The organism is Bacillus sp. X1(2014) (genome assembly GCF_007678255.1).
This window is the reverse complement of sequence record NZ_VEED01000033.1, coordinates 1-17,861: the sequence shown is the minus strand read 5'-3', so window position 1 is coordinate 17,861 and position 17,861 is coordinate 1. Positions and strand designations below refer to the sequence as shown.

Sequence of the window (17,861 nt, the reverse complement as noted above, 5' to 3'; positions counted from 1 at the left end):
GTTTTGAAAACAAATTGCTTTCAGTAATAATATATAACTGACATAATATTAAGGTTAATCTTCATTAATAAATGCTATTGAAAACAGATCTGATAATCTCTCTACTAAAACCTCCATATTCTTTATAATCATCTCAGTATCTTCACCATATTCGTGGTCCAATAAATAAACAGGTGGATTATTTCCTTCTTTTAAATTTATTGCATAATGGTTACCTATTCCGCTCTCTACTCCAATACAGAGATACCCTCTATCGAAAACAGCACATCCAGGTACTAGAGATTTGTTTTCCTGGATTAATTCTTTTGGGTCCAGAAAATCGATTAATAATTCAAATTCCTCATCTTCTAATGAAATGGGAACAACAAGTTGGCTGCTACATATAGGGACTTGATACATTAAGCTAATTAACCAGTCTGGGAGGCTTTCACTAAGTTCATCCTTAAGTAAGTTAATTTCTGTATCTGTGGCAACTCTAGTTGAAAACTTAGAGCGTTTAATCATTTCTAATGCAGACTCGTATAACTCATTTTTATCCATTCCTTCCTCCGCTATATTTGTTTATTTGCTATGTATTTCGGCATTAAAGTTAGATACTCCTTCTTCGACTAACCTGTCCGTTAGTGCAATAAAGAAAAGGACCGCCGCAGCGATCCCATTCTTTAACTCATGCACCAGTTAGCATAAGTACATTTTTTCACAATTTCACACAAATCTTTTTACAGCATTAGATTTATCTCACTTTATCATATTTACTTTTTAATAAAATAAAATATTCATTAGTTATTAGTTCAGGAAAGTTATCAGTTACAGTATTGAAAAAATCTTGGATTGATTTTAACGCACCATCTAAAAATTCCTCTTTATCGATAATAAAGTTACTCTTTATTGGCATATTTTCTTCAAATAAACTATTCTTACCGTCATACCAATGTACTTTTATATCTTCTTCAACTTCCTCAAAATCGGTGTGCATAAACAATTGAATTTGGTTATTTTCATTTACCAGGACTAGCTTATAAATGTTAGGTGATTCACCTAATTCGTATAAGCCAGGTTTATCTAATTCTGCTAAAAAATACAACAAGTCATTAACTATATTAACAATTAGATACCTCATTTTGGATTCAAAAGGAATCCTTCCTTCCAAAGGTGTTTGTAAATAATTCAAAAAGAAGTTATTTTCTCTATAAGATATATTTATATAACCATTTAAATGTAAATATGGGTCAAAATCTGGTTCGGTTAACCAACTTCTAAGTGTAGGCGAGTCTTCTATTTGAAAATTAATCCTAAACATTTATTAACCTCTTTTCGAAACTTCGTTTACTAACTGGAACTACTTCTATATTGTAATTAATTATTCCTTCTAATACTAATTCTCCCAGTTACAACAATATAAAAATGCGTCTCCGCTTATTGTAGAAACGCACCCATTTGTTTAAGTGCAATGTTTCACAAACTTTCATTTTTATAAATAATCACATATATTTTTCTGTTGTTCCCTAACGTAAGAAATCGCTTTTTCAATTGTAAATATTTTTCATTAAACCAATTTTCACCCATTTCTATTACCATCGGGTGAACCATTCCGATTCTACTTACAATTGCATCATAATCAAGTAACACATATATAACGTCATCTTTTAACCCCAAAAGTTGCAAATCCTTAACAAGTTTTATATCATCCTCGGTAACAGTTCCGTAGCGTTCTTTAATAAAATCGTAAAGCGTTGTAGATTTCGCCTCATTAATATACCTTTCATCGGGTGTCATTCCAGTTCTAGCCTTGAATTGTTGTTCGTTCCATTCCTCTATTGTCATTCCGTGTAATTCCTTAAAACGTTCTTCTGGTGTCTTACCGTGTACTATTCTATTATCTGTCTTTTTGAAACGTTTTTTGTCTTTCATCATCCTTTTCACCCTTAATGTTAGTTTTTAATAAATGGTAATTCGATACAGTTTCCATCTTTTCCTTCTAGATACTTATTGAGCCAAACTTTCCGGTTTATGGAATAAAAAAGCTGCCAAAATGACAGCTCCGACTTCACATCCTCCACCCGTTGGCTTATAGAAAGCTGCCTGTTCTCAACAGTTGCAACTTATGCTAAACTTAGGTTACCAGAATTTTCTAAATGAACAACAAAGCGATATTCCGCTAATGGGCAGAACTGTGGTTGATATCCAGCATATTTATAAAAATTGGGATAGGAGGTTGAATCAATATATGAATAAGTTTGGAGTTTTTTCAATTCTAATGGTGTTGATTAGTGTACTTATGTTTTTTATTCTCAGAGGACCAAACGCAGATTTGTCGTTAGCAATTACTATTCTAGGTTCTTTTTCGATACTCGGAATAATTTTTGCTGTAATTTCAAAGAAATGGTTATCAGGAATAATTGGCGTTTTATCTAATGGTGCGGTGCTAGTTTTTGTATTTTTCTTATTGGTAGCTAAAGGAATAGGTGGTTAAATTTCACGTTGTTTAACAAGCTGGGGCTTTAAATGAACAAGGGAACTCCAAGATTATATGGAGTTCCCTTTCTTTAATTCGAAAATCAACATTATCCATTAACATAGCTTTTTTATTAGTTCTTATTGCACTAAACTGCCCCGTTACTTCAATAAAAAAAGCCGCCAAAAAAGGCAGCTGGGTCTTCAACTTTTGCTCCCGTTACTTTAATAAGCACCAGTTTTTCTATTGCACATTAGAATCGTAGTTAGACGTAACTATTTTTGACTTTGAGAAATTAACTCCGATAAGTTTTCAACTAACCTTTGATGCTTTTTCTTTAATTTTTCATACTGAACTTCCAACATTCGATATTTAGTATTCATGCCCTCGACTATGTTTTCATGACTTGTCAATATGGTTCTATTACATAAAAATTCATTTATTAGATAATAATATTATTTGGTGTAAATGCACCGATTAACTTTGATGTGGAGGGATATTGAACATGAATATTCGTGAAGGCTTAATCCCCACAATATTAGGATCTGCTGTTACAGCTACTGGTTACGCATTAAAACAAAAGCGTGGATCTAATAAAATGGTAGCAAACACTGTTTTTGGATTTGGATTAGCCCACATTGTACTAGGAACAATAGACCTTTTTGAGCATCGAAGTTAATTTAAGGGGAGCACAAAATTGTGCTCTCTTTTCCTTGTAGGGTGACATAAACAACTCCAATTAGGACTTTTATATTAGTAATATAGATTAATCCTTTACGTAAGGTAACCATTTACAAAACTCCAATTTCTTCAAGCGTCATTTCAACGCTTTTTTTCTGTCGCAATTTCCGTCAAATGCGACATTAATAATCAATTCCTTCTTCAACTAAACTGCTCCGTTACTTCAATAAGAAAAACCATTACTGTTGTTCCAGTAATGCACCCAGTTAGTTGCATTAGAAAGTAAGTCCCATTCAATCATTAAAGCCCTAATCCACTTTCAATCCTTTTTCTATCAACATCTTCAACCCAATCAAAATACTTCTTATAGAGTGAACGTAATCTAACTACATCCCGTGCAATAACTTCACAACCTCTATCGTCATAGATAAAGAAAATAATATCTTTAGTGACATTAACAAAAAATACATCTGGATAACCTATTGAGTATCCACCAAACCTTGGGTTCAATGGAAAATCTTCATTGCAAGCTGCCTTAAGTAATTGATGTACATTGAAATCTTTCCGTTGACATTTTAATGAAAATTGTTGCATCTCATATTCTTTATCATCGTCCATCTCGAACGGATATGGATATGACTTAACATGAATTTTATTTAAATCAATTTTATTCTTTAGAAAACGCTTATAGACATGCAATTTTTTGATTCGTTTTTCTTTAGTTTTGTGCTTATAAAGATTAGTTACAAGGAACAAGTCATCATCTTGGTCAAATAATTCATTAAATATTGTAAGAGTTTGTTCATATACAAGTTGAAACATAACATGATTTAGTTCATCTTTCTCATTAAATTGATATAGGTCTCCTCCAAGTGAAAAATGAATACCAGAGTCCCATTGATAATAAATACTAGGAATTAAGTCCACTGTTGGAAACTTTTCGTTTAGATAATGTTTTAAGTTCATTTATTGTTTCTCACTTTCAAAAAATCAATGTTATTTAGATTATTTAATGCTAATAATTATACCATTCCTTATTGAACTACCTGCCAAGTTAGCTCAATAACAAAAAAAGGATCGCTGCAGCAATCCTCGTCCTTCCACTATTGCACCCTTTAGTTGAACAAGACATAATCTCTCTTATTTTCGAACATAATCAATCTCAATCCCATTCACTTTTTTATCCATTTCGTAAGTTTCAGAGGATTTATCGTAAATAACTTTTAGGTTCTTTTCATCAATCCATTCAAAAGAAAAGTCTTTATCTGACCTAAATGTATTTCCAGATTCATTTTGAAAATCGTCATCTTTATCTAAAATGGATAATTGAGGTGAAAATCCTGTTGTTGCACCACAACTTCTTTCGAAAACATAAGCCACATTCTCACCACTAGGTGAAGGGACTTTTTGTACAATATCATTTCCACACATATCTCCAAACAATGTATCCAATACATATTTACCAACCTTAAATACAGCAAGTATTGTGATTATTGTTATCAAAATAAGTTTCACTTTAAATCTCATTTAACTCACCTTGATTCAACTTGTATATTTGAAGTTTTCTTTATCATTCCCAAAAATCCTTATTGCACTAACCTGCCCCGTTAGCACAAAAAGAAAAAGCCGCCTAGAATGGCAGCTGGACTATAAATATTAGTATCATTTAATTTAATAAATTTAAAATAATCATTAACAGAATTACTCAATATCATTCTCTCTACTAACATTATACCGTTATTTATATTTTTATAATAGAGTATTTTTTTGTAATTTCTACACTATATTTTACTTTAAGTACAAATCTAAAAATAGAAGAGGTGTATCAGTATGAATGACAAAAAAGATGTCTTAGATAATGGTCCTTTTTTTCATGGTACTAAAGCAGAATTAGAAATTGGTGATTTATTAGAACCGCAACACTTATCAAATTACCAAGAAAAAAAATCTAACTATATATACTTTACTGCAACATTAAATGCTGCCAAATGGGGTGCTGAATTAGCAACATCTAATTCAAAAGAAAGAATCTACATTGTAGAACCATTAGGAGATTTTGAAAATGATCCTAACTTAACTGATAAAAGATTTCCTGGAAACCCAACACGCTCATATAGATCTAAATCACCTCTAAAAATAATAGCTGAATTAGCTTCATGGGAAAGACACTCTGATGAAGAGATAAATCATATGCTTACATCTTTAAAGAAATTAAGTGAAGAAGGAAAAAATGTGATATACGATTAATTTTCAAATAAACACTTTCCCCTCAATCATTGAGGGGCTTTTTTTCTTTTCCGTTATCAAAATCATTCCAATATGTAAAAATTTTTAAGTACATAATTTTTCAATCCTATATGCCAATAATCCATAATTTTAATTGCACCATACTTCACATTCTGTTCGTATTGTTCATTAATTTTTTCAATAACATTAATAAAAATAAAAGTGCCACCAGTTAAGATGACACTTAAACTCTTTTCCCTTAGTTACTCTACTTTATGGTAACACTTAACTGTAAACAAAGGCTATTTACTTGTTACTATTAACTTTCGTGTTTTGGCATTATATATTTTATAACTAATTTCAAACTCATGGTCTTTTGTAACTGTCACCTCACAATAATAAGGTATTGACTTTCGATAAGCATTTAGTGCAGGAATATCTCTGAAGGAAAACATTTCATTTGTATCGAGCATTTTAAAATCCGCTTCAGAAGAACGACCTGATGAATCTATTTCGATAACACATTTCCCACTGGCGACATCATATTCCTTAAGCACAACATATTTTAAACTTGGGAGAGTAACAACTAAAAGTAAAACACCAAATAAAAAGGCTAAAAAGCATTTACCTATTTCTAATAATGGGTAGTCTTTGTCAATAAACATTAGAATGAAGTAAATTGCTGAGCCTACTACAAACAATACTCCAAGTATGAGCATTAAATAATAAAAAAACATTTTTCACTTCCTATAACAACTCTTCTGTTTCTTACATTATAACATAGTTATTCCACTAACCTGCCCCGTTACTTGAATAAGAAAAAGGCTTTACTCCTTCTTGAAGTAAAGTACCCGTTACTTTAAGTACAATGTTTCACAAACTTATTTTTAAGAATCATACTTTTCTTGAAGAACACATCTATTTCCCCTTTGGATATCTCTTGTAATTTATAAGAACACTGTTTGCCAAAATCCATATTTATTACCCCCAAAACAAAAGTTCCTATTGTAATTTTAGCATCTTCCTGTTCAACTATTCTGCATCCGTAAGTTCAATAAAAAAGGGATCGCCGTAGCCATCCCAATCTTTAACTCTTGCACCCAGTTAGTTTAACAAGCCCTTTCTCATTTACTGCACATTTTCTTCGTTCAATGACGTAAGTATTTATGAAATAGATGCAAATAATTGGTTATACTTGGATAAACTAACTTTACAATTGTTTTACAAAGGAGAAACTTATGTTTAAGAAAAACAAAGACAGTACCATTATCTCACTAGGCTTGGTTGCTGCTTTCATTTCGACTATATTTAGTTTTGTTATTATTCGGTTACTATTGGATATCAAAGATCAAACAGGAAAAGGGTGATTCTTTTTCTGTTTTTTTCTTTTTCGTCGCTTTCTGTGTCAAATGAGGCATTAATAATTAATTCCTTCTTCAACTATCCTGCTTCGTTAGCTGAAGAAGGAAAAATTCAGCTGCAGGCATTCCTTACTTTACATACTTTCCATGTTCTGTCCCTACGCCCTTGATTGTCACGTCTTTTCCTTGTATATCTATGGGATTTTTGGACTGTATATGTATCTAATGGCTCCAGGTGCTTATCTTGGGCATAATACAGTTTATATACATTAGAGGTGGGATATTATGAGGCTAAGAAATGGAGATTTTTATACTAATGTTTTTACCAATAAGTTATATAGGCTAAATGAAGACGACGATAGCAACTGGTACTTGAGTTTGCGTGATGAACAAGGTTATCATGAAACAGAAAAGACCTCAGGGCGTGATATGATTAGATTGGTAGAAGGTGGGTATAAAAAAAGCAAATAAAAAAAGCTACCCATTTCTGTCAGGGTACCTATAATCAGATGCTTTTAGTGGAAAGTCGGTAAAACTTGAAACAATATAAGATATTCCAAGGAAAAAGTCCAATTTATGTCGAATATAACAACTAAAGGGGATGACCCAATGAATAAAGTTGAGTTATTAAAAAGATTATTAAATGGTAGTCGAGGTAATATGTTTTCATTAGAGATTCCTACTACAAAAGAAGATGAAAAAAAGATTCAAGAATTGGTTAGAGTATTAGAAACAGAACAAAGAATAAAATTAAGAGAATATGTACAGAGAGAATACTCAGTTTATTTACATGGAATAATTAAGTATGCATCCGAATAATCGGATGCTTATTTTTATTTGATAATTAGTAGAATTTTTGATTGATTATGTGATACACTTTGATTACCATTTGATTTACTTGTTTACATGTTCCCCATTCATTCGTGAGTGGGGTTTCTTGTTTTTAACGTAAATAAAAAACAGACTCTAAAATAGAGCCTGTCTATATCCAACATTATTATTTATTATTAAGCTTTACGAACGTTAGTAGCTTGGGGACCACGTTGACCTTGCTCTACTTCAAAAGTAACTGCTTGACCTTCGTCTAAAGATTTGAAACCTTCGCTTTGGATTGCTGAGAAGTGAACGAATACATCGTCTCCAGCTTCGCGTTCGATAAATCCGAAACCTTTTTCTGCGTTAAACCATTTTACTTTACCTTGTTCCATTTTGTTTCCTCCTGCTGTGTGCTTTGCACACAATGTGTTACTATCCTTGCACTCAGTGATCATAAAGACGAAAAGTTAATCTTATACTATCCTTTACACCGACCAAAAATAATTCTTCTAAAGTTTAACATTTTTTAAAAGTATTTGCAAGACGACATAAACGCAACCATATTTGCCACTCCTGAATTTTCACAATTAGTTTGGATTCTTATGTTGTTATTATTCAAGTAAAGCCCCTTTAGTGTAAGTGCAATAATACACAATATTGCTAATCCTTTTTTCAGTGTTAACCAAGCTTGAGCTTCTTTTCTGCCTTACATACCAATTTGTAATATGCTAAAAGAATAAGAAAAAGTATTGGGTCAGCAATTGCGTCATACCATAGTTTCCACCATCCATAATGGAAGTAACCCCAAGGGTCAGGTAGTAATGCAATTAGTTCATAAATTAAACTACCAATTACCCAAATGGTTATGTACAAAATTTGATTTATTATTATAGTTCGAAATGGAAACCAATTTAAAAACATCATATTAATTGAAGGAATTAACACAAGATGGAAAGGTAACGCAATCCAATCAATATCTTTTGTAAAGTACCAGTAAGCATGATATTTAAAATCAAGAAAAACATCACTGGTTTGTCGGAATGCAATAGTAAACACCCAAATGTTAATTATTTGGTTAAGAGTGAGTCGTTTATTAAATTTAAATGCAATGAAATTAAATATGATTATTGCGACGATTAATCCTATCATGAAATTCCCTTTTTTTAAGTTAGTTATACCTTGCAAATGAGTAATTATACAACTCAAAAAAGACCGAAAAAGTGCCGCAGCTGCAACCCTTTTGTTCAACTCAAGCACCCAGTTAGTTGGAGTACATATTTTTACAAATAATTTCGTCTAAATGAAGACTGCACCTGTTTTTATTAGGATGGATTTTTATCGACTACTATTTGTTTAGATAATCTTTTATCTATAACTCCAACAAGGAAAATAAGAAATAATGCTAAACAAATATAGTAAATTTGGTCCCACCACACGAGACTATGAAGAATTCCAATCTTTTCAAGAACTTGATTCACAGTATAAATAAATAAACCTGTTAAAATATATTTGAACCATTTTGGTTTCCAATTGATTTTAATCATAAGACAATAAAAAAGACTTGCGCATAAATAGTAAATTGCTGAGAATGCAATGGAATCTTTCCCTACATTCTCAAACCATCTAGGGCGATAAAATCTATTCAAGAAAAAGAGCATCGGAAGAATATGGGCACTGGCAGATATGGAACCCGTGATTAAATAGAGCATCAAATTGTGTTTGAATCCCCTTGAAGGGTGTAAAATCCATTTATAGAAAACCTTAGCTAAAGAAAAATATAAAGGGAGACCTAATCCTGTATATGCTAATTTCCACCAGTGCTGTGTATAGATATGAAGCTTTAAAAATAACCATTCAATCCCTACAAAGAATCCAGAAAAAAAGATGATCCAAAGCCAATTTAAGTGGAAAGTTGCTATCAAGGTTGCTGTGACCGGTAAAGATAATGCGTTTGAGAAAAACGCTCCCAATTCACTGTCATAAAATGAATTACGCTTGATAATATTGGGGTTATAATCATAGCTTCCTAAGAAATTAAATATATTGGTCTCGATGATATAACCAAATCCAACCATTGTTAAATAAAGAAACAGGGTTCGAGTGTTTCTTTTTTTTAATAAAATAAAACAAAACAGTATCGTACTTGAAATGAGTAATGCAAAAAACCAATAACTATTATGCACACGGTTCACTCCGATACTAAAAGAATTCCTAAAGTTTGTCCTCTTAATTTTTTTATTATTAGAGATTCTCTAATTTCTATACTTCATATTGATTCATTATGATGAAACGTATCATAAATACGGTACATTAAAAATCATTTTTGTTGGCGGTACCTCGTAAAAAGTTGGCTTCCCCATCCCCATCTTAAGAGACGAAGTCAATGTTACCGTAGGCAAAAATAAAGGATTAAACGAAGATATCATTATTCGAATTGTTTCCGCTGCATACTTTGAACTGGTGGAATGGTAGCTTAAAGAAGGAATACCTTATCCGCCACGCGTTATGGCAGAGCAAGTCGGAGAATTAGTAGAGAGAATATTATAATTACTAAAAAATATTAAAGCGCGGAAGTTCAACAGCTAGGTATGAACATGGCTGTTTTGTTCGCAGCAATAAATAATAAACTTTGTTCAAATCATTCAATATAATGGGTACTTAATTGATTTAGTATTTACACAATTTTAGAAATGCCTTTAATTTAGTTTGGTGACACCAGACAAATATAAAAAAACGATTTTACTAACAAAGAAAGAATACTTTTTTCTTAATATTGTGAAGAAATACACTTAAACTAACCTGCCCCTTTAGTAGAACTAGGAGCGGTGATAAATTTTTATTTAGCATTAACTATAAGTTTTTTTCCTGCTTCCTTAGTTCCTTCAAATATAATGGTATCTTTATATGCTAAATCTAATTTGGCGTTGTAGTAATCCCAAGTGTCAGCATTGTTTGAATACCTTTTGATAGTATTTAACATTTCATTAAATAACTTAGTTGCCTCTTGTTCTGTTTTTTGCTCTCCGAGTAAAAGTCTAAGTTTTGCATTTTCTCCATCAAATGCCCCAACACAATCAATACCTTTTGACTTTTTATAATAATCCTCTGATTTCGACACAGCATCACCTATATCCTGCTCAGGTGGTTTATTACACCCACTTATAATTAATAATGAAAATAAATAGATAAATAAAAAAACTTGGAATCTCTTTTTCTTCAAATATATTCCTCCTCTAATAACGATATGTAAATTTTACCATACGCTCATTTCTTGAAGTAATATAATTCTTGAACTAGTCGAGTAGAATGGAGCCTTTCTACCTTGCGGTAGATTGTAATCCACCCCCTCACAGAACCGTGCTTGCATATTAATGCACACGGCTCCTCCTAGTTACCATTCACAAAAATGTAGCTAATCTCTTAGATTGAGATTTTGCTACTTCTGCTATCCTTAGTAGTTTTGTTTCCACTTATCCCTACCTCTGAGTGTAGTAAATGTTTCCCTAGTAAGGGCGATAACTGGTAGCTAGCCTTTCCTCCATTGGCATTACCCAACTTCATTGGTACTACGCTGCTATCCGACTCCCTACACAGCATTTGGTCTTCTTGCTTTTTATCGCTTGTACACCATACTCTTCTAATAAGAAAAGACCGGTAGGATCTCCCGAGTTGCCGTATCATATCGATGTGTAACGTGCCAAGGTCTCTGACTCCAGAGAGGTTTTATCCATCTTGTCCCTAACGAAGGATAAAATGTAGCTTTCTGCTGCAGGTAAAGCATCTGCCCTCTCGATTTACTAACATTATGGAGCCCAATCCCTTCAACCATTAGGCTTTCGGCCCGCCAAATAACTGTCTACGCTTAAAGACTAAAGTTACCTTTAGCCCTCCAAGACTCGCTACAAGCGAATGGCTAGTTCTTACTCGGCGGGAATCCCACCCGCTATATGATACGACCTAGGCTCGGCCGCACACCTGCCCGTTAGTTCAACAAGAAAAAATGACCGCCGCAGCGATCATCGTCCTTAACAAAGCCTCCGTTAGTTAAACAAGCATTATATTAACTCACCGTACATTTCATATTACCTAAAAATTCCTGTATTTCTTTTTTCACACTTTGCATATCTCCATATCCATCGCCATTTATTTTTGAAAATATTTCATCTTCAATATTTCGTTCCCAAGCTAATCTATACATCAAAGTGACCATTTGTTGAATTTCGATTTCTTTTTTCTCAAATGATTTGCACAGAAGGCCTAATATAACTTTTGATGCACTTTCTATGTAATTTCCTCTGGTAATTTCACTTAAAAGGCTGATAACGTAATCGATTTTTTTATTACTCGATAACGAAACTTCGTACAATTGATTAGGAATTTCAGAAGAGTCCAGTTGTAATATGGTTAAATCAACCCATTCCACTACTTTAGGAAGTTTAAAATACCCTATACCCAATCCAAGTTGATATACAGCCACCTTCCCCGACAAGTTCAGCATTTTTTAACTCCATTGCTCACTAAATAATTTACTTTAATTCTAGCATATTTTACTTCAACTAACCTGCCCCGTTAGCCATCCATGCAGCACAAAATCAGTGCTTCACCACAGAGAATGAAAATGGTTAGGAAGTGTCAATACTGATACTGACCTTAATCCAGTCAACCCTAATCCATAGACTTATTATTATCGCTCTCCTCTTTTTTTAACGTTTGAGTAGGGTCTTCTTAAGTATTGTCATTTTCTAATCTTGAAGAAACTTATTTTCATGGTAGTTGAAGAAAGGCTAGGTTAAAAAAGAACCCTCCTAAACGAAGGATTCTTCAACCAAACCAATAGGCAAACAAAAACCATATTTCTTCCTTCTTCAACCCTCTATTAACATATTCATAAAGTCTATCAAAAACCACATTGGGAAAACACTGGTAGTTAAAATTAAATTTAATACAAGTAACAAGATACCGTACTTTACTTGCTTATTAACCAGAATAATGCTCAGAATAAACCCGATTGGATTAACTATCCAAGTTGTTTGCCAAGCCATTGCATATGGACTATTATCTGAATTTACGCTAAAAGTGATAATCCATCCTATTATTCCTGCAACAATAGTAAGAATCGCTATAAGACGAATAATTCTCATTTTTATGTCCAACCTTCACTGTTAGTATGGGCAAATACTGTAATTCATTTTAATAAGAGCCACCATAACAATCGTTAAACAGAAAGTTATTCCTTCCTCAGTTTTTCTTCTGTTTCCTGTTTTGTTAGAATCTTAAAGTCCATGATGAACTTTGAATTCGGAAGGTAACGAATGATAAACCATCCATCAGAATGTGATTCAGGAACATTTGTCGGCAATTTCAATTCCTCATTTTGAACCTTAACATGTAAATACTTTCCTGCCTTATATGAACTTCTATAATCAAATTCAGTTGGAACTCCTTTAACAACTTCATAATCATTTGTTAAATATGCAGGAACGTCTAGCCAATGTGGGTTCATAACCAATAACACTATTGTAGCGATTGTATAAAGAACACGGTCTACTATTTCATAGTCTTTTTTAAAGATCATGACAGTACAAGAAAAAGCAAGAATTAGTGAAGTTATAGAGATAATCCAAAACATTTCCTTAAACGGAAATTTGTATTGCGACATGGTTGCTCCAACTCCCACAACAAATGAAACATACCAAATACGTCTGATGATTTTTATTAATTGGACTTGACGATTTTTCTTGTTTGTCCCAGAATGTTTTTTATTAATATCGTCCATTAATTAAACCCCTTCAAATTTTTAATGTTTCTCTTTATACGTTCCCCTAACAAATGATGTTTCAATTCATTTGTTACCAATTTAACCCACTAATAAGAGTTCAATCCTTCTTGAACTAATCTGCTCCGATTGTTTAAGTACACCATTTCACAATCTTTCTTTGCAAAAAAAAAAGACGACCTCCATCTTGAAGTATCGCACCCGATTGTTGAGGATCGTTTTAAAGACTTTTACCACAGCTATTGCCTGGCATTGCTGAATAGCAACCAATTTCTTTTTACATATTCTAATTTTTATCATTTCATATTTTGTTTAATGATTTTGAACTAATTCTAATTTCTCTAAATCAATGATAAACTTTCCATTCATTAAGATATCAAGTCCTATAAGTCCATTGATTCCCCAATCATCTAAATTCCCAAAATCTAGTTTCATTTCTTGTATTTCGTGTGTACCGAGCTTAATAAAATCAACTGGTATTAGGTGATGGTAATTCAACTAATTATTTATTATTGATGCTTTTCCTGGAAGGTGTTTTGTTAATAATATAGTAGCTCAAAATTAAAATGAGGATAACGAAAGCATGTAATAATGTATTGAATGGGTTGTCATGATCCACAATAATTAAGCGGATCATTGCTGTAATGCCAATGTAGAGAAAGTATCTCATCGGAAAATGGTAGTTCTCGTAAAAATATTTTACAATCATTGAGATAAATTCAAAATAGAGAAAAAAGACAAGGATCTGTTCGAAGAAATGTTGAAAATTGGTTGCTTCAGATGTGACAATGAATTCTACAAAATGAAAGATTTCTTTAGCCATTAAAATACATAACACCGTCGCAAGTATGATTAATGATGCATTTAAGATAAATTGTAATATTGATGGGACAGCGATACGAAAAGCCGGAAGTTTACTAAACTCAAAAATCGCTTTTTGCGAGGTAATCCTCCACGTATCTCTCATTCATTGATAACCTCCTTTATCTTCGCAGACACAATACTACACTATTATTCCATTAGCACTTCGTAAAAATTGTCTTTAATACCTTAACCGCTTCTTTGCTATCCTTTCCAGAAGCATGTAAAGTCATGATACCGCTTTTTCCGCCGAACATGGACATGCATAATATACTTTTTGCATTTATACATTTTTGATGCATCTCTACTAATACATAGCTTTCAAATTCATTGGCCTTCCCTACTAATCTTACAATTGCATCACGGGTCAGCTGTTGACAAAGAATTTGTTCCTTATGGATTGTCAAATCGATCCCACCCTTATCATGAATTACTTTTATCTTATCATCTCAAATAGAAATTCAGTTAAAAAATGGAATATTATCTAACACATAAAATAAAAAATGGAAGAAAATATAACACTAAAAAAGTGAATAATCCGTATGTAAAAAGGAAATTTGTTTAAATGGAAGCATTATCAGCCTGATATTATTTTATTAACGGTAAGATGATACCTACAGTACAACCTAAGTTTTCCTGGAGAGTCAATGAAACGTTTATCCAACTTCTTTTTCAAGAAAATGGCCCGATCATGGAACAAGTGGAACAAGAAAAAAGCCGCAGCAGCAACCCTTTTTGTTTAACTCAAGCACCCGTTACTCTAAGTACAATATTTCACAAACTGACTATTATACAAAGTAAAAAGGCAATGCTCATTTTAGCATCGTCACCCCCGATTATTAAGAGAGGCTCGCTCCCTAAATGAAAATAAAACGCCCTTAACCAATTCTTTAGTTAAAGGCGTTTTACGTTTTATTTATTTAAATTCTTAATAGCGTAATCAGCTTCTGCTTTTGTGAATTTTTCACCATTTTGAGAAGTCAGTTGGTCCCTTATCGCTTCTGGTGACATACTCATTGTTTCTTGATAAGTTTTTGCTTTTTCCAAGGCATTTTTATTAAAATCGGCTTTAATATTGTCAATTGCATACTGTGCTTCGTCTTTAGTATATTTTTCACCGTTTTCAGAAATAAGTTGGTCATAAATTCCTTGTTTTGACATGTACATAGTTTCTGAATAGGTTTCAGCTTTTTTTAAAGCATTTGCTTTCCAGTCAAATTCAAGATGATCCATTGCATATTTTGCAGCTTCTGGAGAAAACTTTTCACCATTTACTGAGGTTAATTGGTCATAAATTCCTTGTTTTGACATGCTCATTGCTTCTGCATACGTTTCAGCTTTATTCAAAGCAGACTTATATTCTGCAGGAACATTATCCTCTGCCTTCGTAACCTCTTTTTTTGGTTCCTCTTTTTTCACCTCTGGCTTATCCTTTGCTGTTTCGGTGACAGGCGCCTTGCTTTCATTTTTGTTTGTGTCCGCTGTCTCTTCATCGTTGCCGCCGTTGACAGCAGACGCAATAATAATAATTGCAATCACCCAAACCCACCATTTTTTATAAAATGGCTTTTTCTGTTTTTGTTTCTTCTCCATTTCCAGTGCCCCCTTATTATTTTACAATATTAGTATATCATGACAATATTCACCTATCAAACAAACATCGCCTTTGGTCGGCAGCCATTGCTCTTCAGTTTATCTTCTTATTGTCTTTACTATTTACAGTAATTTCATAAGGCTCGTTATCTACTATTGGCGATATTTCCTCGGATTGTAGAAATTCAACAATCATTGATTCGATTTTAGTTCCAAGTGCTTTAGCTGTTGGATCAGAACTTAAGACAGAGGTACTTATAATAAAGCTCAAAGGTTTATCCTTATAACCTACCCCTGTAACTTTAAACTCTTTTTTTGCCATAAGCCCATCAGCAATCGTAGATGTAATTTGACCTCCTTTACCGGTTGGTCTTACCTCCGTTGTTACTCTAGTTACATTAATTTTATAACCTGAATATTTATTTCCGTCCGCAACTTCTAATGCCACTTTCTTAACACCATCTTGAACGGAATGGTAATACTCCTTGGAACCGACTATATTAATAAAAATTGTTTTCTCCGTTGGGTCAGTTTGTACCCTATCAAATTTATAGTTTAGTTCTTTTAATTTTTTTGTGACCTCATTTTCGATGATACTTTTTTCATTCAATTCTTTTTCACTAAGGACATAATCTTCTTTTCGCTCTTTTTTGACTTCTACGGAAAAGGCATCATAGCCTTTTGATTCTAAAATCTCTCCTACTATCTTTTTAACTTCATCTTTGACTTCGCTATAATAATCGTCTGTTCCTTCTACTGTTACATAGAATGTTTTTTGTGGCGAGTAACCCGTTCCTATTCCACTAATTTTGTATCCTTTTTCCTTCAATTCGTCAAAAATTAGGCTACCTATGGGTTCTGATTTAAAAATTGAACTTAAATATGGAATGGTTGAAATCACTTTTGCCATTGCAGGAGAAACAAAAGCAGAACTTATAAACAAACCAAGTAATAATACAGCAACACTGCTGAAAAACATTATTTTTCTTCTAAGACTCCATATTTTTCTATCACTCTTGCTTTCAGGTTTAAGTTGCCTTTCGTAATCTCTTTTTGCATTCTCCATCCCTAATATTACCCTGCTATTTAATTCCTCTGGAATCTCTATTTTATCTAACTCTTGTCTTATCTTATTGTCCATACATATCAGCCCTCCTAGTTTTTTTACGAAGGTTTTGTAATGCTCGATATAAAACGGATTTCACCGTGCTTAATGGTGTATTCAATATCTCCGAAATCTCACTAAAAGTGTATCCTTGATAGTATTTTAGTAATAGAACAGTTTTTTCATCTTCATTTAGTGCGTCTAACAAATCTTGTAGTGTTAGTGTCAAAGGGATATCTTCCGTACTTTTAGATACAAATTCAACAACTTCCTTGTTTAAAGGAATCACTTTCTTTTTTTTTCTTAATAAATCAATAGCACAATTTATTGTAATTTTAATGATCCAAGTTTTATAAAGCTTCAAGTCATTCAAAGTATTAAATTTTAGGTAGGACTGGTATGCTGTTTCCTGAACCACGTCTAGTGCATCATCTTTATTTTTCACGTAAACATACGCCATCCTATAAATAAACTGTTCGTATTGCCGAAATAGCCCTAAATAAACTTTATCGTTATCCTCTGGAATTCTGTGATTAGACCCAATGATGTTGTTCACCTTCCTTTGTTTTTTTGTGTATACCTATTAGACGGAAAACTTCCTTTTTTAGCCGAAGGTTTTTTAATATATCCTAAAATACTTAGTCATTTTTGATAAGAATTTGTTTAATAGCAGAAAAGTAGTTCTTCTATCAGACAGAACCTTAGCAAAAATACTAAGCAATTGTGACCTTATAGGCAATGAAAAAAGAATCTTCGATCGGAAGATCCTTTTTTACTTCTTATTAAAGTAAAGCACCCGTTAGTGTAAGTACAATATTTCACAATCTTACCTTGCCTTTGTAAGTAGTTTAAGAACAATCAGCAATTAATCCTTATAATAAAATCCCCTGACATTGTCACGGGGATTTACAACTACTTTTCTCAGTATTTCATTCAAAAACGATATTATAATTCTGTCGATGGGGCTTGTGATGACTTTTCTACTTG

Annotated in this window: 25 protein-coding genes; 6 read left to right on the top strand and 19 right to left on the bottom strand. The window is 32.7% G+C overall.

Annotated features, from left to right (window positions below; translation table 11 throughout):
- Positions 1 to 54 precede the first annotated feature (54 nt).
- From FS608_RS28555 to FS608_RS28545, 3 genes are all read right to left on the bottom strand, one after another.
- Entirely contained in the window at positions 55 to 540 is a 486-nt protein-coding gene (locus FS608_RS28555) for an SMI1/KNR4 family protein (RefSeq protein ID WP_144555938.1), read from the bottom strand.
- Between the two features lie 193 nt (positions 541 to 733).
- Positions 734 to 1,300: a hypothetical protein gene (locus FS608_RS28550; RefSeq protein ID WP_144555937.1), complete on the bottom strand. Its 567-nt coding sequence runs from the start codon at positions 1,298 to 1,300 to the stop codon at positions 734 to 736.
- 155 nt (positions 1,301 to 1,455) lie between these two features.
- Positions 1,456 to 1,911 (bottom strand): hypothetical protein, encoded by a 456-nt coding sequence (locus FS608_RS28545; RefSeq protein ID WP_144555936.1) that lies wholly within the window; start codon positions 1,909 to 1,911, stop codon positions 1,456 to 1,458.
- 316 nt (positions 1,912 to 2,227) lie between these two features.
- Here FS608_RS28545 and FS608_RS28540 point away from each other — a divergent pair, with 316 nt between their 5' ends.
- Both FS608_RS28540 and FS608_RS28535 read left to right on the top strand, forming a co-directional pair.
- Complete coding sequence (locus FS608_RS28540) at positions 2,228 to 2,473, top strand: hypothetical protein (RefSeq protein WP_144555957.1); 246 nt, start codon at positions 2,228 to 2,230, stop codon at positions 2,471 to 2,473.
- A gap of 487 nt (positions 2,474 to 2,960) precedes the next feature.
- The gene (locus FS608_RS28535; RefSeq protein ID WP_144555935.1) at positions 2,961 to 3,134 is read left to right on the top strand and encodes an asparagine synthase; all 174 of its coding nucleotides are present in this window, start codon (positions 2,961 to 2,963) and stop codon (positions 3,132 to 3,134) included.
- A gap of 302 nt (positions 3,135 to 3,436) precedes the next feature.
- On the opposite strand, the gene FS608_RS28530 is transcribed toward FS608_RS28535, so the two are convergent.
- Complete coding sequence (locus FS608_RS28530; protein ID WP_144555934.1) at positions 3,437 to 4,102, bottom strand: DUF3885 domain-containing protein; 666 nt, start codon at positions 4,100 to 4,102, stop codon at positions 3,437 to 3,439.
- 174 nt (positions 4,103 to 4,276) lie between these two features.
- The gene (locus tag FS608_RS28525) at positions 4,277 to 4,663 is read right to left on the bottom strand and encodes a hypothetical protein (RefSeq protein ID WP_144555933.1); all 387 of its coding nucleotides are present in this window, start codon (positions 4,661 to 4,663) and stop codon (positions 4,277 to 4,279) included.
- A 303-nt stretch (positions 4,664 to 4,966) separates the two neighbouring features.
- Between FS608_RS28525 and arr the strand changes: the two genes are divergently transcribed.
- On the top strand, positions 4,967 to 5,383 hold the full coding sequence (arr, locus tag FS608_RS28520) for an NAD(+)--rifampin ADP-ribosyltransferase (RefSeq protein WP_144555932.1): 417 nt from the start codon (positions 4,967 to 4,969) through the stop codon (positions 5,381 to 5,383).
- A 281-nt stretch (positions 5,384 to 5,664) separates the two neighbouring features.
- Here the strand turns inward: arr and FS608_RS28515 are convergent, their stop codons facing one another.
- Complete coding sequence (locus tag FS608_RS28515; RefSeq protein WP_144555931.1) at positions 5,665 to 6,099, bottom strand: hypothetical protein; 435 nt, start codon at positions 6,097 to 6,099, stop codon at positions 5,665 to 5,667.
- A gap of 501 nt (positions 6,100 to 6,600) precedes the next feature.
- Here FS608_RS28515 and FS608_RS31535 point away from each other — a divergent pair.
- From FS608_RS31535 to FS608_RS28505, 3 genes are all read left to right on the top strand, one after another.
- Positions 6,601 to 6,729 carry a hypothetical protein gene (locus tag FS608_RS31535; RefSeq protein WP_260871857.1) on the top strand — a complete coding sequence of 43 codons (129 nt, stop codon included), beginning with the start codon at positions 6,601 to 6,603 and terminating at the stop codon, positions 6,727 to 6,729.
- 279 nt (positions 6,730 to 7,008) lie between these two features.
- The gene (locus tag FS608_RS28510; RefSeq protein WP_144555930.1) at positions 7,009 to 7,194 is read left to right on the top strand and encodes a hypothetical protein; all 186 of its coding nucleotides are present in this window, start codon (positions 7,009 to 7,011) and stop codon (positions 7,192 to 7,194) included.
- A 138-nt stretch (positions 7,195 to 7,332) separates the two neighbouring features.
- Positions 7,333 to 7,542: a hypothetical protein gene (locus FS608_RS28505; RefSeq protein ID WP_026565193.1), complete on the top strand. Its 210-nt coding sequence runs from the start codon at positions 7,333 to 7,335 to the stop codon at positions 7,540 to 7,542.
- Between the two features lie 188 nt (positions 7,543 to 7,730).
- On the opposite strand, the gene FS608_RS28500 is transcribed toward FS608_RS28505, so the two are convergent.
- The 13 genes from FS608_RS28500 to FS608_RS28435 all read right to left on the bottom strand — a co-directional run bounded on the left by FS608_RS28500 (position 7,731) and on the right by FS608_RS28435 (position 17,430).
- A complete protein-coding gene (locus FS608_RS28500) occupies positions 7,731 to 7,931 on the bottom strand; it encodes a cold-shock protein (RefSeq protein ID WP_007083691.1) in 201 nt (66 codons plus the stop codon).
- 286 nt (positions 7,932 to 8,217) lie between these two features.
- Positions 8,218 to 8,787, bottom strand: coding sequence for a hypothetical protein (locus tag FS608_RS28495; protein ID WP_313958748.1), 570 nt, complete (start codon positions 8,785 to 8,787; stop codon positions 8,218 to 8,220).
- Positions 8,788 to 8,861: 74 nt separating this feature from the next.
- The gene (locus FS608_RS28490) at positions 8,862 to 9,614 is read right to left on the bottom strand and encodes a hypothetical protein (RefSeq protein WP_144555929.1); all 753 of its coding nucleotides are present in this window, start codon (positions 9,612 to 9,614) and stop codon (positions 8,862 to 8,864) included.
- Between the two features lie 761 nt (positions 9,615 to 10,375).
- Positions 10,376 to 10,759, bottom strand: coding sequence for an IolE/MocC family protein (locus FS608_RS28485; RefSeq protein ID WP_144555928.1), 384 nt, complete (start codon positions 10,757 to 10,759; stop codon positions 10,376 to 10,378).
- An 840-nt stretch (positions 10,760 to 11,599) separates the two neighbouring features.
- Positions 11,600 to 12,016, bottom strand: a complete 417-nt coding sequence (locus tag FS608_RS28480; protein WP_144555927.1) for a hypothetical protein — start codon at positions 12,014 to 12,016, stop codon at positions 11,600 to 11,602.
- Positions 12,017 to 12,404: 388 nt separating this feature from the next.
- Entirely contained in the window at positions 12,405 to 12,680 is a 276-nt protein-coding gene (locus FS608_RS28475) for a hypothetical protein (RefSeq protein ID WP_144555926.1), read from the bottom strand.
- A gap of 86 nt (positions 12,681 to 12,766) precedes the next feature.
- Complete coding sequence (locus tag FS608_RS28470; protein WP_144555925.1) at positions 12,767 to 13,315, bottom strand: hypothetical protein; 549 nt, start codon at positions 13,313 to 13,315, stop codon at positions 12,767 to 12,769.
- Between the two features lie 312 nt (positions 13,316 to 13,627).
- Positions 13,628 to 13,813 carry a hypothetical protein gene (locus FS608_RS31030; RefSeq protein ID WP_144555924.1) on the bottom strand — a complete coding sequence of 62 codons (186 nt, stop codon included), beginning with the start codon at positions 13,811 to 13,813 and terminating at the stop codon, positions 13,628 to 13,630.
- 4 nt (positions 13,814 to 13,817) lie between these two features.
- Positions 13,818 to 14,282, bottom strand: a complete 465-nt coding sequence (gene psiE / locus FS608_RS28460) for a phosphate-starvation-inducible protein PsiE (RefSeq protein WP_144555923.1) — start codon at positions 14,280 to 14,282, stop codon at positions 13,818 to 13,820.
- 52 nt (positions 14,283 to 14,334) lie between these two features.
- Positions 14,335 to 14,583 carry an HPr family phosphocarrier protein gene (locus tag FS608_RS28455; protein ID WP_186328939.1) on the bottom strand — a complete coding sequence of 83 codons (249 nt, stop codon included), beginning with the start codon at positions 14,581 to 14,583 and terminating at the stop codon, positions 14,335 to 14,337.
- A gap of 505 nt (positions 14,584 to 15,088) precedes the next feature.
- Entirely contained in the window at positions 15,089 to 15,769 is a 681-nt protein-coding gene (locus FS608_RS28445) for an Ltp family lipoprotein (protein ID WP_144555921.1), read from the bottom strand.
- A gap of 94 nt (positions 15,770 to 15,863) precedes the next feature.
- A complete protein-coding gene (locus FS608_RS28440) occupies positions 15,864 to 16,910 on the bottom strand; it encodes a DUF4179 domain-containing protein (protein ID WP_144555920.1) in 1,047 nt (348 codons plus the stop codon).
- Positions 16,900 to 17,430, bottom strand: a complete 531-nt coding sequence (locus FS608_RS28435; protein ID WP_313958747.1) for a sigma-70 family RNA polymerase sigma factor — start codon at positions 17,428 to 17,430, stop codon at positions 16,900 to 16,902. The genes FS608_RS28440 and FS608_RS28435 overlap by 11 nt, the downstream gene beginning before the upstream one ends.
- Positions 17,431 to 17,861: the final 431 nt, after the last annotated feature.

What these genes read in the sequence shown, in the direction of transcription:
- FS608_RS28555 (WP_144555938.1), bottom strand. Translation starts at nt 540, where the DNA reads ATGGATAAAAATGAGTTATACGAGTCTGCATTAGAAATGATTAAACGC.
- FS608_RS28550 (WP_144555937.1), bottom strand. Translation starts at nt 1,300, where the DNA reads ATGTTTAGGATTAATTTTCAAATAGAAGACTCGCCTACACTTAGAAGT.
- FS608_RS28545 (WP_144555936.1), bottom strand. Translation starts at nt 1,911, where the DNA reads ATGAAAGACAAAAAACGTTTCAAAAAGACAGATAATAGAATAGTACAC.
- FS608_RS28540 (WP_144555957.1), top strand. Translation starts at nt 2,228, where the DNA reads ATGAATAAGTTTGGAGTTTTTTCAATTCTAATGGTGTTGATTAGTGTA.
- FS608_RS28535 (WP_144555935.1), top strand. Translation starts at nt 2,961, where the DNA reads ATGAATATTCGTGAAGGCTTAATCCCCACAATATTAGGATCTGCTGTT.
- FS608_RS28530 (WP_144555934.1), bottom strand. Translation starts at nt 4,102, where the DNA reads ATGAACTTAAAACATTATCTAAACGAAAAGTTTCCAACAGTGGACTTA.
- FS608_RS28525 (WP_144555933.1), bottom strand. Translation starts at nt 4,663, where the DNA reads ATGAGATTTAAAGTGAAACTTATTTTGATAACAATAATCACAATACTT.
- arr (WP_144555932.1), top strand. Translation starts at nt 4,967, where the DNA reads ATGAATGACAAAAAAGATGTCTTAGATAATGGTCCTTTTTTTCATGGT.
- FS608_RS28515 (WP_144555931.1), bottom strand. Translation starts at nt 6,099, where the DNA reads ATGTTTTTTTATTATTTAATGCTCATACTTGGAGTATTGTTTGTAGTA.
- FS608_RS31535 (WP_260871857.1), top strand. Translation starts at nt 6,601, where the DNA reads ATGTTTAAGAAAAACAAAGACAGTACCATTATCTCACTAGGCTTGGTT.
- FS608_RS28510 (WP_144555930.1), top strand. Translation starts at nt 7,009, where the DNA reads ATGAGGCTAAGAAATGGAGATTTTTATACTAATGTTTTTACCAATAAG.
- FS608_RS28505 (WP_026565193.1), top strand. Translation starts at nt 7,333, where the DNA reads ATGAATAAAGTTGAGTTATTAAAAAGATTATTAAATGGTAGTCGAGGT.
- FS608_RS28500 (WP_007083691.1), bottom strand. Translation starts at nt 7,931, where the DNA reads ATGGAACAAGGTAAAGTAAAATGGTTTAACGCAGAAAAAGGTTTCGGA.
- FS608_RS28490 (WP_144555929.1), bottom strand. Translation starts at nt 9,614, where the DNA reads ATGGTTGGATTTGGTTATATCATCGAGACCAATATATTTAATTTCTTA.
- FS608_RS28475 (WP_144555926.1), bottom strand. Translation starts at nt 12,680, where the DNA reads ATGAGAATTATTCGTCTTATAGCGATTCTTACTATTGTTGCAGGAATA.
- FS608_RS28470 (WP_144555925.1), bottom strand. Translation starts at nt 13,315, where the DNA reads ATGGACGATATTAATAAAAAACATTCTGGGACAAACAAGAAAAATCGT.
- psiE (WP_144555923.1), bottom strand. Translation starts at nt 14,282, where the DNA reads ATGAGAGATACGTGGAGGATTACCTCGCAAAAAGCGATTTTTGAGTTT.
- FS608_RS28445 (WP_144555921.1), bottom strand. Translation starts at nt 15,769, where the DNA reads ATGGAGAAGAAACAAAAACAGAAAAAGCCATTTTATAAAAAATGGTGG.
- FS608_RS28440 (WP_144555920.1), bottom strand. Translation starts at nt 16,910, where the DNA reads ATGGACAATAAGATAAGACAAGAGTTAGATAAAATAGAGATTCCAGAG.